Source organism: Streptomyces sp. NPDC093600, assembly GCF_044764755.1.
Classification (GTDB): Bacteria; Actinomycetota; Actinomycetes; order Streptomycetales; family Streptomycetaceae; genus Streptomyces.
In genome coordinates, this window is record NZ_JBIWIU010000010.1 from 168,822 (window position 1) to 182,208 (window position 13,387).

4 protein-coding genes are annotated in these 13,387 nt (G+C 74.3%); 3 read left to right on the forward strand and 1 reads right to left on the reverse strand.

Annotated elements, in window-relative coordinates; translation table 11 throughout:
* Nucleotides 1-201 precede the first annotated feature (201 nt).
* Nucleotides 202-618 (reverse strand): CBS domain-containing protein, encoded by a 417-nt coding sequence (locus tag ACIRB4_RS24060; protein WP_403294204.1) that lies wholly within the window; start codon nucleotides 616-618, stop codon nucleotides 202-204.
* Between the two features lie 379 nt (nucleotides 619-997).
* Here ACIRB4_RS24060 and ACIRB4_RS24065 point away from each other — a divergent pair, with 379 nt between their 5' ends.
* The 3 genes from ACIRB4_RS24065 (at nucleotide 998) to ACIRB4_RS24075 (ending at nucleotide 13,332) form a co-directional block, all read left to right on the forward strand.
* Nucleotides 998-4,552: a LamG-like jellyroll fold domain-containing protein gene (locus ACIRB4_RS24065; RefSeq protein ID WP_403294205.1), complete on the forward strand. Its 3,555-nt coding sequence runs from the start codon at nucleotides 998-1,000 to the stop codon at nucleotides 4,550-4,552.
* A 193-nt stretch (nucleotides 4,553-4,745) separates the two neighbouring features.
* Nucleotides 4,746-8,339 carry a right-handed parallel beta-helix repeat-containing protein gene (locus tag ACIRB4_RS24070; RefSeq protein WP_403294206.1) on the forward strand — a complete coding sequence of 1,198 codons (3,594 nt, stop codon included), beginning with the start codon at nucleotides 4,746-4,748 and terminating at the stop codon, nucleotides 8,337-8,339.
* A gap of 55 nt (nucleotides 8,340-8,394) precedes the next feature.
* Nucleotides 8,395-13,332 (forward strand): CHAT domain-containing protein, encoded by a 4,938-nt coding sequence (locus ACIRB4_RS24075; protein ID WP_403294207.1) that lies wholly within the window; start codon nucleotides 8,395-8,397, stop codon nucleotides 13,330-13,332.
* The last annotated feature ends 55 nt before the right edge of the window (nucleotides 13,333-13,387 follow it).

Sequence of the window (13,387 nt, forward strand, 5' to 3'; positions counted from 1 at the left end):
GACGGGTGAGGCGCGCGAAAGCCACGGGAGAGGCGCGCGCCAAGCGTAGGAGGCGCGCGAAACGGCGGAGGCACGCGCGAAGGGGGAGGCGCGGGTGCGCCGGTCCGGGGGCTGTCGCGGCCCAGGGCGGGGGGCGACCCCTGAACAGGGCCGCCCCCGGGAACGGGCCGGGCCCGATCGCCCGCCCGTCGTGTAAGGCGGTCAGTCCGTGGACAGCGCCTGGAGAAGGTCTCCGACCTGCGGGTCGGGAAGCGCGCGGGCGACATCGGCCTGCGCGACGATGCCGACGAGGTCGTGTCCGTCGATCACGGGAAGCCGGCGGACCTTGTGCTCGGCCATCGTGCGGAAGATCTCGGCGGTGTCGTCGTCCGCGCCGATGGTGACCGCCTCGCCCTGGGCGAGCTCGCCCGCCGTACAGGTGGCGGGGTCCTTGCCCGCACCGAGGACCTTCACCACGATGTCACGGTCGGTGAGCATCCCCTTGAGCCGCTTGTCCTCGCCGCAGATCGGCAGCGCGCCGACCCCCAGCTCGGTCATCTTCCGGGCGGCGTCCAGGACCGTCTCCCGCTCGTTCACGCACTCGGCGCCCTCGGTCATGATCTCGCGTGCCGTAGTCATACCTGCCTCACTCTGAGTGGGTCGATCAGGTTTCTGCTTGCGCGCTTTCCCGGTCGCGCCGGACCTGAACGCGACCGATGCGCCCAATTTCAGGCGATTGCGTACGACGGTACGTCCCCTGGCCCGTCATGGCAGGGCGACGCTCGCCCGACGCCCCCGCGCGGCCCAGGCGCCCGACGCCCCCCCGCGCGGCCCGGGCCCCGCGGCCGAGACGGCCCCCCGACACCCCCGCCCCCTCGGCCCGGCCCCGACACCCGCGGCGGACGACCTGGCCGCGGACCGGCAACGCTGCGGACCGCAGCGCCGCGGACGAGACCCGCGGCACGCGCTCCGACGGACCGCGCCCCAAGGTTTCTGACGGTGGGTTAGCGTCACGATCATGAACCGGACAAGACTTATGGCGGCGCTGCTCGCCTTCGTCTCCCTCGCCGGCCTGGCCGCCGCGTCCCCCGCGGCGGCCAGTGGCACGGAGCTCTCCAGCAGCGCCGCCCTCGGCACCCAGCAGGTCCTCTTCCGCTCCGGGACCGCCGGCTACGGCTGCTTCCGCATCCCCACCCTGGTCACGACAAGAACCGGTGCGCTCCTGGCCTTCGCCGAGGGACGGACCTCTCCCTCGTGCTCGGACCGCGGACCCATCGACATCGTCATGCGCCGCTCCACGAACGACGGACGCACCTGGAGCCCGATCCGGGTGGTGTCCTCCGGCAGCGAGACCGACCCCGAGGCCCCCTACGTACGCGGCAACCCCTCACCCGTCGCCGACCGGGACGGCGACGTCTTCCTCTTCTCCAACTCCGAGAAGGCGACACCGGGAGACGTGCGCAAGTCGTGGTTCCAGCGGAGCTCCGACGACGGCATCACGTTCGGGCCACCCCAGCCCGCGCCCCGCCTGACGGAGTCCGGCAAGGGCTGGTTCGGCACCGGGCCCTCGCACGGCATCCAGCTCCACGACGGCCCGCACGCCGGACGTCTGATCGTCGGCGCGTACGAGACGGTCAGCGGCACCCCGGGCGCGGAGGACCAGCGGGCCGGCGTCCTCTACAGCGACGACCACGGCTCCACCTGGACGGCGAGCAGGACGGTCAACTCGTTCCTCAGAGCCAAGGACCTGGCGGACCCGCCGCCGGGCACCGACCCCGAGGATCCGATGTTCAAACCCGGCGAGCCGGTCGTCGCCGAACTCCCCGGCGGCGACCTCTACCTCAGCGCGCGCAGCCCGTACGACATCGCCGGTCACCGCATGCACACCGTCAGCACCGACGACGGCGCCACCGTCCCGGTGTTCACGCCGACGAAGAACTGGAAGGGCCCCGACGTCCAGGTGTCCCTCCTGGCCCCGCGCCGGACCTACCAGCGGGTCCCCGGCGACCTCCTGCTCATGGCCGGCCCCTCGCACGAGACCCTGCGCCAGGGCATGAGGATCCGCTACTCCCTCGACAAGGGCGTGACCTGGATCGACGCCCCCGGCGGCCAGGTCAGCAAGGTCCTCGCCGACCGGGCCGGATACTCCGACATGGCCGAACTGGCCAAGGGCGAGTTCGGCCTCGTCTACGAGGGCGGCACCGTCTTCTCCGCCCAGCACATCTACTTCAACCGCTTCACCGCCGGGGCGCTCGGCCTCCCGGCGAGCGTCACCTCCAAGGGGTCCGCCCTCCCGCAGCCGACACCCGCCCCCGGGCGGACGACACCCGACGTGACGCCCGAGGCCAACGAGGCCTACCTCGGTACCGGCGCCACCCTCGGCGCGGGAGCCGTCCTGCCCGCCACCCCCACGCCGGTCCCTTTCGGCCAGGGGCTTCAGCTCGACGGAGTCACCGGCCACGCCGACCTCCCCGCCACCCCGTCCCTGGACCCGGGCACCGGAGACGTCACCTACTCCCTCTTCTTCCGGTACGAGGCGACCCCCGCCACGCCGCAGCAGGCACTGTTCTGGGCGTACGGGGAGGGCTCCGGCGCACCCCAGGTCTGGGTCAGGGCGCAGCCCGAACAGAACCGGATCCTCGCCTGGGTCCAGGGCGCCGACGGAACGGCGTGGGCCGCGCTCACCGGCCCGGACACCGCCAAGCCCGCGTACGGTGACGGCCGCTGGCACCACCTGACGCTGGTTCGCACCGGAGAGACCGTCACCCTCCAGGTGGACGGCGGCATCGCGGCGCATCAGCAGGGCAAGGTCGTCGGCGCGCTGGCAGGCCCCCGTGAGAACAACATCAAGGGCATCGGCGTCCGGATCGGGGACAAGCCGGTCGAGGACGAACCCGGACAGCCCTACGACGGCTTCAAGGGCACCATCGACGAGTTCCGGCTCTACCGCACCGCCCTCACCGAGGAGCAGCGAGCGCTGCTGCGCGGCCCGCGCGCGAGCGAGGTCGCGGCGGACGGACTGGCCGCGCACCTTCCCTTCCAGGTCGTCGACACCGCCGACACCGCGCCCCTGACCACCACCCGCATCCAGGACGACGTGTCCGGCCACTGTGCCGACGGCACCGTGCTCGGCAGCGCCAGTACGGAGTCGGGCACCGTGCTGGTCCCAGGGCGCGTGGGCAAGGGCGCGCTCGGGGTGTCCCCCACCCTGCCGGGCGTGGAAGTGCCCTACGTACCCGCCGTGGACAACGGCGCCGGCGACTTCACGTTCTCCCTCTGGTTCCGCTACGCCGCCACCACGGCCACCAAGGACGCCGCGCTGATGTGGGCGTACGGATCCACCTCCGGCGCTCCGTCCCTGTGGGTGCGGGCCAGGCCCTCCGGAGACCGGCTGGTGGCACGGGCCGAGACCACCGAGGGCTCGATCGCGGTGGACCTTCCCGACCCCCGGCAGGACCGGGTCGCGTTCGGCGACGACGCCTGGCACCTGCTCACCGTGACCCGAAGCGGCGACCGTCTCACGGTCGGCGTGGACGGCATCGTCCCCGGCGCGCCCGGCGCCCATGTGGTGACGGCGATCGGCTCCACGGGCTCCTTCACGGACGGGATCGCCACGCCCCAGGGGCTCAGGGTCGGCTCGAAGCCCGACGGGTCGGACGTCCTCAACGGCAGGCTGGACGACGTCCGTTACTACAAGCGGGCGCTGAGCGAGGCCGAGGTGGCCGACATCCTCGACACCGCCCCGCAGGGCTGGAGCCCGCCGAAGAACCCCTCCCTGTGGTGGTCCATGGAACCCGGCAACACCGAGGAGCACCTCGTCATGCGGCCCGCCGTCGACGCGACCACCCGGGGCACCCCCGACTCCTCGCGCCACTGCGGCCACGCCTACGTCCACGGCGGCGCGGCCCTCAGCCCGGCCGGCGCGTTCGGCCGCGGCATGGCCTTCGACGGCACCGACGACGCCGTGGAACTCCCGTACGGCGACGCCAAGGCCCTCGGCGGGAGCGACTTCACACTCGCCACCTGGGTGCGCTACACCGCAGCGGACAACGACACTCCCGTCCTGGCCTGGGCGTACGGGGTGGGTTCCGCGGAGCGCCAGCTGTGGATCCGCGCCGTGCCCGCGGAGAACAAGGTCATCGCCCTGCTCCAGACGGACACCGCGACGACCACGGTGGAGGTGAGAGCCCCTCTCGGGACGGAGTTCGCCGACGACACCTGGCGGCACGTGGTCCTGCGCCGCCAGGCCGGCACGCTGACGCTGTCGGTCGACGGCCCGGCGGCGGACGGCGGCACGAGCACGAGAGCCACCGCCACCGCTCCGGCCGGCTCGGTGACGTACGGGGACAGCTTCGCGGTCCGCGGTTTCCAGCTGGGCGCCCGCCCCGGCGGAACCGCCACCGACCGGCTCCAGGGCGCGATGGACGACTTCTTCCTGGCCCGCCGTGCCCTGTCGGACACCGAGCTGACGACGCTGCGCTCGGCGGCCGACTCCTTCCCCGCGGACACGGCCGTCGTCGTACGACTGCCCTTCGACACCGTGACACCGAAGGGAGGTTACGCCCGCATGTGAGCACGGCGCCGCGCGTCCGCGAGACGGCGAGACCGGCACCGGCCGGGTGTGTCGGATGAACCGCTCGCGGGCGGCGGCGACGCCGGGTTACGTTGAGCGGACATGCAGGGGGCATGCCGACGGGGGTGTGATGGCACAGGCGCTTGATTCCGATGTCCGTGACGGAGCGTCATCGGAGGCCGTCCGTGTCCGTATGACGGGGGTGGCGCGCGGAGAACCGCTCCTCTTCGCGGTGCCGGTCACGGTCGCGCTGGTGCTGTGCGCCTTCGGTGCGGCCGCCTCCGACGCCGCGCCGGTGCAGAGGGCCGCCCTCGGCCTCGGCGCGGCGGTGTGGGCGGTGGTGCTGTTACGGCTCCTGGCGCGGGCCGTGGTGCCGGTGGGGCTCGTCGTGGCTCCCGACGGGCTCGAACTCCGCAGGGGGCGGCGGCGCGTCCGGCTCCCCTGGGACGAGGTGGACGGAGTCTTCCTGGTGCCCGATCCGCGCACCGCGCCGCCCGCCGAGGGGACGCCCGCCGCGGGCGGCCCCGCCGCGTTCCGGGGGCGGCTCATGGTCCGGCCGCGCGCCGGTTCCCCGGCGGGCCTCGCGCCCTGGGGGACACCGAAGTGGTCGTCGTCCTGGCAGGCCGTCGAATTCGACCCCCGGGGGTTGTCGCTGACCCCCGCGCGCCTCGGTGAGCTGTTCGCGTCTCACGTCGGCGGCCGTTGGCACGGGGACGCCGCGCTGCCCCTCGACCGGTCGGGCGGGGTCACCGTCCCCGGACAACTGCTGCCCTGGTACGCCTCCCTGGTGCTGTGGACACGGCCGCTCCTGGCTTTCACCGCCCTGTGCGCCACGGGCGCGGCGGCCGGCGGACCGGGCATCGGGTTCCCGCAGACGATCGCCGCCGCCACGGCGGGACTGACCGTCGCGGTGACGGGTCTGGGCCGGCTGACCCGCCGCCTCGCCGACCCGTGCCTGCTGCGGGTGGACCGGGAGGGGATACGCATCGGGGTCGGCTCCACCGAACGCGCACTGACCTGGGGCGAGGTCAGCGAGGTGACGACCGGCCCGGGGCTCGCCCGGCGCGGCGCCGCCGCGCGCCCGACGACCGCCGTCCTCGCGCGGCTCGCTCCGGGCGCGTCCCCGCCCGCCGCCCTCCCGCACCGGTCCTTCCCCGCCCAGGCCGACCGGCGGCTCGTCGAGATCATGCCGCTGCGCTCCCTCCATCAGCCGTACGGGACCGGACTCGACGCCTTCCCCGCCCAGTTGGCCGCCGTCCTTCGCCAGGTCGGACCCGACGCCGGTGCCGGCGAGCGGACGGGCGGCGGGGCGGCCGCCGGTACCGGCGACGCCGCGTCCGCGGACACGGCCGACGGCCGCGTTCCGCCCCCGCCCGCCACCGGCGAACCCCTCACCCTCCACGTCTCGCCCACCACGCCCGGCGCCCACCGCACCGTCGCCTCGGCCCTCCGCGTCGACGCCGGAGCCCGCCCCTTACGGGTGCTGATCGCACCCGGCCGCTATCCCCAGCCCCTCACGCTGCCCGGCACCGTCGAGCTCCGCGCGGCAGAGGGGCAGGGCACCGTGGTGATCGAGGCGACCGAGGAGGTGACCGTCGACTGCACGGGACACGTCACCCTCACCGGCCTGACCATCGTCAACCGCTCCTCCGCCGCCGTGCGCGCCGGCGGCCGCCTCCGGCTGACCGGCTGCCGCGTCGAAGGGCTGGGGGAGTACGCCGTACAAGCGCTGCCCCAGGCCGAGTTGACGATCGAGGAGTGCGAGATCCGGGTCGGCCGCACCGCGCTCCCGGGAGCACGGGCCACGGTGCGCCGCACGAAGTTCCTCGCCGCCAAGGGCGACGCGGTCGCCCTCACCCAGGGCGCCCACGCCGACTTCGCCGACTGCGAGGTGGCCGACGCCCGCGGCTGCGGCATCAGCGTGACCGGTGCCACCGCCACCATCGAGGACTGCCGGCTGCACGGCACCGGCAGCCACGCCGTCTTCGCGTCCCAGCACGCCGAGGTCCGCATGGCGCGCTGCGTCGCCCGCGACATCCAGTCGACCGCCCTCTCCTTCGTCGACCAGGCGCGCGGCACCATCGAGGACACCACCGTCTCCGGCGCCAAACACGGCATGTACATCGCCCGCGGCGCCGATCCGACCGTACGCGGCAGCCGGTTCGACCACTGCCGTGTCACCGGCGTCAGCGTGGGCGAACAGGGCCGCGGGCGGCTCACGGACTGCACCTGGGAGGCGATCGGCGACACGGGCATCAGCGTCACGGACGGCGGCGCGCCCGTCGTGGAGGACTGCCGGCTCCAGGAGGGGCGGCTCGGGGTCTTCGTCAACAAGGCGCAGGGCCGGTTCACCGGCCTGCGGATCAGCGACCACACGTCGAGCGCGGTGCTGATCCGTGACGAGTCCACCGTCGAGCTGAGCGACGTACACCTGCGGAGCTGCGCCACCGGACTGCTCGCCAGGGGCGCGTCGGTCAACGTCACGCTCACCGACGCGACCCTCACCGACGTGACCCACGCGGGCGTCGCCATGGAGGGCACGGCGCGGATCACCGTCGAGCGCTGCACCATCGAGCGGGCGTCGCTGTTCGGCTTCAACTGCCGCGACGACACGTACCTCTCGGCTCGGGAGTGCGTGGTGACGACCCCAGGGGAGGCCGGCCTGCTCACCGTGTCGACCGCGCACGTGGACGTCGACCGGCTCACGGTCACCGACTCCGGCGGCTGCGGCGTCATCGCGAGCGACAACAGCCGGGTGTCGGTGGCGCACGCCGTGCTGCGCGGCGGCCAGGGCGACGGCATCCGCCTCGGCGCCTCGGTCGTCGGCCGCTTCGAGGACTGCGAGGTGACCGGTTTCCGAGGCGAGGCGATCTCCGGGACGAGCGACCGCGTCCGCTTCGACGACGTCCGCACCGGCGGAACGGACACCACCGGCGCCGATGCCACGGGCGCCGACACCGCCGGACGGCCTCCACGCCCGCCCGAGGCCGCCCCCCTCACCGCCCTGCACCGCATGGTCGGCCTCGACGCCGCCAAACACCAGGTCGACGTGCAGGTCGACCTGATCCGGCTCGCGAAGTGGCGGAAGGCGGCCGGACTGCCCGTACCGCCCGTCGCCCACCACCTCGTCTTCTCCGGTCCGCCGGGCACGGGCAAGACGACCGTGGCCCGGCTGTACGGACAGATCCTCGCCGCTCTCGGCACGCTGAAGAAGGGACACCTCGTCGAAGTGGCCCGCGGCGACCTGGTCGGCGAATACCTCGGACACACCGCCCAGAAGACCCAGCGCGTCTTCGAACGGGCCCGCGGCGGAGTCCTCTTCATCGACGAGGCGTACAGCCTGGCCCGTACCTTCGGCTCCGGAACCGACTTCGGCCAGGAGGCCATCGACGTCCTCACCAAACTGATGGAGGACCACCGCGACGACATCGTGGTCATCGCGGCGGGATACACCGAGGAGATGCGTACGTTCCTGAACTCGACGCCCGGACTGCGCTCCCGCTTCTCCCGCACCATCGAATTCGTCGCGTACGAGCCCGAGGAGCTGACGCGGATCGTCGAACTCCAGGCGGAGGCCCTGGAGTACCGCCTCGCCCCCGAGGTCGCGCCGCTGCTCACCGAACGCTTCGAACGGCGCGCCCGACGAGGCGAAACCGCCAACGGACGCGACGCGCGCACCCTGTTCGAGGCGATGATCGAGAGCCAGGCCGGACGGCTCGCCGGACACGAACAGCCGACACGCGAGGAACTCGTCCTGCTGCTCGCCGACGACATCCCCGGCGCGTAGACCGGGTTCGCGGCGGCACGAGGCAGCGGTGGGGAACGGGAAAGGACACAGGGACGTGACGGTCGAGGACACGGCGGAGATCATTCTGGACCGCGTCAGGCGGGTGGACGACGATCCCGAGGCGCTGCGCTGGTTCCTGACCGGCGAGGCAGCGGCGGCCGCCGACGACGTGCGCCGCGACGCCCAGCTGCCGGACGGGAACGTCCTGCTCGCCGGCGTCCACGCGATCGGGTACTACGACTTCTGCCGGTATCTCGCCGGCGAGGGTGCGGACACGGCGGCGTTCGGCTCGGCCGTGCTCTGCTTCCTCGACGTCTACCAGGCCGATCCCGAGAGAGTACCGCCCCTCCTCCTTCCGCTCCTGGCCCTCCTCGCGGGCGAACCCGCCGGAGCGGACACCGATCCGGCCGACGCCTACCAGGCGGGCGCCGCGATCCTCGTCCTCTACCAGCAGCGCCGCCATCCCGCGGCGCTGCCCTTCGCCGCCGCCCTGCTGCGCCACGCCGTCCAGGGCTTCCCGCCCGGCAGCGCCGAACAGGGCACCTGTGTGTCCGACCTCGGCCTGGCGTGCCTCTACGCGTTCCGGGACGGTGCCGGTCACGCCGTACTGGCGGAGGCCGTGGAACACAGCCGCGCCGCGGTGGCCGCCGCACCCGGCGAACGGGAGGAACAGGCGCGCCGCCACGGCAACCTGGGGTTCGTCCTGCGGCACTGGGCGGAGGCGACGGCGGACCCGGCCACGGCGCGGGAGAGCGTGACCGAGCTGCGGCACACGATGCGGATCAGCGAACCGGGCGACCTCTACCACGGCCTTCACCTCGCGCAGCTCGGCTCCGCGCTGGTCACCGCGGCGGTGCGGCTCGAGGACACCACGCTCCTGCCCGAAGCCGTGACCGTCCTGCGCCAGGCCCTGGCAGCCGAGCCGGACGACGGGCCGCCACCCGCCGGTCACCTGGCGGACCTGGGGACAGCGCTGGTCGTTCTCTCCCTCGCGCCCGGGACCACCACGGAACAACACTCCGACGGCACCGACCCCAGCGCCCTCTTCGACGAAGGCATCGACCTCTGCAGGCGAGCCGCCGACGCGGCACCCAACCGCGTCGAACGCGCCCTGTACCTCACCAACCTCGCCCTCGTCCTCAACGCCCGCATCCTGCGCACCGGAAACCCCGACGTCCTCGACGCCGCCCACGACGCCGCGCGCGACGCCCTGGCGGCCGCACCGCCCGGACACCCCGCGCACGTCCGGGCGCTGCACATCAGGGGCGAGGTACTGCGCTCCCGGTACGTCGCCCGGGGCGGTCTCGACGACCTCGAAGCCGCGATCGACAGCGCCCGCGAGGCGTGGGACGCCACCGGGCCCGACGAACCGCAGCGAGTGACCCGCGGCGTGGACCTGGCCGATCTGCTGCGGCTGCACGCCGGTGCCGTCGGCGGGCCCGACGCCCTCGCCGAGTCCGTCGCCCTGCTGCGGCGCCTCGCCGACGACACCCCGGCACACTCCCGCGACCGGGTCCGGGTCCTGGTGAAGCTGGCCAGGGCCCTCGACGCCCTGGGACAGGGCACGGGAGAGGCGGCCGCCGCGGCCGCCGACGAGGCGATCCGCATCTTCAGGGACTGCCTGGCGCTGCCCGACTCCGGAGGCTCCGACGAAGCCGGAATACGGTTCGCCCTCGGCATGGCGCTCGCCCGTCGCACGGACCGGCCCGCAGGGAAGCCGGGGGCCGGCGGCCCGGACACCGACCGCGACGCCCGGCGCGACGACGAGCGGCGCGACCGGGAGGAGGGGCTCGCCCTGGCCCGGCAGGCACTCGCCCTGCTGGAACCCGACGACCCACGGCGCTCGGAGTACCTGTCCGACTACGGCTGCCTCCACCTGGAACACGCCGCCGAAGCCGGCGACCCGGCCCCCTACGCCGAGGCAGTACGCCTCCTGCGCCAGGCCGTGGCGTGCACGCCCCCCGGCAGCCAGGCCGAGGAGGCCACGCACCGCTCCAACCTCGGCGCCGCCCTCATCGGCCTGGCCTCGCTCACCGCCGACGAGGAGCTGCTCGCCGAGGGGGTCCAGGCACACCGGGACGCCGTCAGGGTGACAGCGCAGGGCGACCATTACCGCACCCACCGCCTCGGCAACCTGGGGGACGCGCTCCAGCAGCTCGCCCAGTTCCGCTCCGACCCCCGACTGCTGGAGGAGGCCGTCGAGGTACTGCGCGAGGCAGCCCGCGCCCCCGGCGCCGGCAGATCCCGCAACCTGGCCCGCCTCGGCAACGCCCTGCGCTCGCTCTCCCGCTTCACCGGAGACGCCGCTCCGCTCGAAGAGGCCGTCCACTGGCACCGACAGGCCGTCGCCGCGGCACGGAACGCCACCGAGCACCCCACCGATGACCAGGGCGGGGCCCGGCTCCCCGCCCTGGTCGGCCTCGCCAACGCCCTCGTCGAACGCTTCCGCCACACCCACGACGAGTCGCTGCGCGACGAGGCGTTCACGCACTACCGCGAGGCCCTCGCGGCCGCCCGCACCCCCGGGGACCGTACCGTCGTCCTCACCGATCACGGATACGCCCTGTGGGGCCGCGCCGTCGACACCGCCGACGACACCCTCATGGACACCGCGATCGGCATGCTGCGCGAGGCGGCCGCCACCGTGTCCGCCCGGCACACCGGAGTCGGCGGAGTCCTCACGAACCTGGGCTCCGCACTGATGACGCGCGTCCGGATCACCGGTGACCGCAGTTGGCTCGCCGAGGCCGTGGCCGTACTGCGCCGCGCCGTCGACGAGAGCCCGCCCACATCCTTCGAGCGGGCCGTGGTGCTCACCAACCTCGCCGAGGCGCTCCGGGTCCGGTACGAGTACACGGGGGAACAGGCCGACGCCGACGAAGCGGCCGGCCTGCTGCGGGAGGCCATCGCCCTCGAGCACGGCGTCCGGCACGGCCGGGACCTCGCCCGCGTCAACCTCGGCGTCCTCCTGCACAGCCTCGCCCTCCCCGCCCACGCCCTGGACCAGGACGCGGACCCCGCCGCACTCGCCGAGGCCCGCGACGTCCTGGAGGACGCCGTCGCGAGCCTCGACGACGACCACCCCCGCCGTAGCCTCGCCCTGATGAACCTCGCCGCCACCTGCGTGATCGCCGCCGAACTCGCCGACCACGAGACCGGCCCGGCCGCCCGCTCCGCCCTCGACCGGGCGGTGAGCGCCGCCCGGGAGGCGCTCGCCCGCGTCCCCGACGGCCACGCCGACCAGGCCCGCACCCAGTGGCTTCTCGCACGGGCCCAGCTGCGGCGCACCCTGATCGGCGAACAGGCCGACCTGGCCGAGGCCACCCGACTGGCCAGTCAGGCCGCGCACAACCCCGTCTCACCGGTCACCGTCCGGCTGCTCGCCGCGCGGGTCTGGGGCGACGCGGCGGCCGCCTCGGGCCGGAACGCCGAGGCGCTCACCGCTCACACCTACGCCGTCGGCCTGCTGCCCCGGCTCGCACCGCGCAGCCTCGCCCGCACCGACCAGGAGGACCGGCTCGGCGCGGGCGCTGGCCTCGCCTCCGACGCCGCCGCGCTCGCGCTGCGGGCGAACGACCCCGTGGCCGCCCTCACCCTCCTCGAACAGGGCCGCGGCGTGCTGCTCGCCCAGGGCCTGGAGGCCCGTGGCGACCTCTCCCGGCTGCGTGCGGCCGACCCCGCCCTGGCCGACGAGTTCGAGCGGGTCCGCGACGCCCTGAGCGTGCCCCCGCCCCGTCCCGCGGGCATCCGCACCGACCTCACCGCCCCCGGCCGCCGACCCGCCGAGGACGACACCGGGCTGCCCGCCGAGTCACGGCACGCACTCGCCCGCGACTGGGACGACCTGCTCGACCGGATCCGCCGCATCCCCGGCCTGGAACGCTTCCTGAGCCCGCCGCCGGTGCCGGAACTGCTCACCGCGGGCGCCGCGGGCCCCGTCGTCGTGGTCAACGTCAGCCAGTACCGCTCCGACGCGCTCGTCGTCACCCCGGACGGGGGCATCGACGTCGTACCCCTGCCCGCCCTCACCCCGGCCGAAGCCGTCACCCGCGCCGCGGACTTCCTCGTCGCCGTCGACGACGCCTACACGGCCACGGCCGCCCCCGAGGCCCTCGTCGCGATGCGGGCGCTCTCCGACACCCTGGAATGGCTGTGGGACGCCGTCGCCGACCCGGTCCTCGACCGGCTCGGCCTGCGCACGACCCCGATCGACGACGAACCGTGGACCCGGCTGTGGTGGTGCCCCACCGGATGGCTGTCCTTCCTGCCGCTGCACGCCGCCGGCCGGACGCGCCCCGGCTCCGCCGAGAGCGTCATGGACCGCGTCGTCTCCTCGTACACACCCACCCTGCGCGCCCTGGTCCGCGCCCGGCGCGCCCCCGCCACCGCCGCCACGTCCCACCCCGCCCCGCTGGTCGTCACCCTCGCCGAGACCCCGGGCGCCAACCCGCTGCCGGGCGCGTCCCACGAAGCGCGGCTGCTGCGCGAGCTGTTCCCCGGGGCGGTCGAACTGGCCGGCGCGGCGGCCACCGTCGACGCCGTGCGCCGCGAACTGCCCGCCCGCCCCTGGGTCCACTTCAGCTGCCACGGCGTCAGCGACCCGATCGAGCCCTCGACGAGCGGCCTGATCCTCCACGACGGACGGCTCACCGCGCTCGACGCCGCCGCGCAACGTCCCGACGAGGCGGTCCTCGCCGTGCTGTCGGCGTGCTCCACGGCCCAGGGCGGGCTTCTGCTGCCCGACGAGTCGGTGCATCTGGCGTCCTCGTTCCAACTGGCCGGGTACCCGCATGTGATCAGCACCCTCTGGCCCGTCGCCGACAAGGTGGCCACCCGCGTGACCGAGCGGTTCTACACCGCTCTCGCCGACGACCTCGCGCGGGACCGCCCTATCGACCCGGCCATGGCCCTGCACGCTCCGGTCCGCGCCCTGCGGGCCCGCTTCGCCCACGCACCGCACCTATGGGCCGCGCACATCCACACCGGCCCCTAGGGAGTGTCCGGAAAGTATCGCCGTCCGCCCGCAGACCAGGCGAGACTTTCCGGAC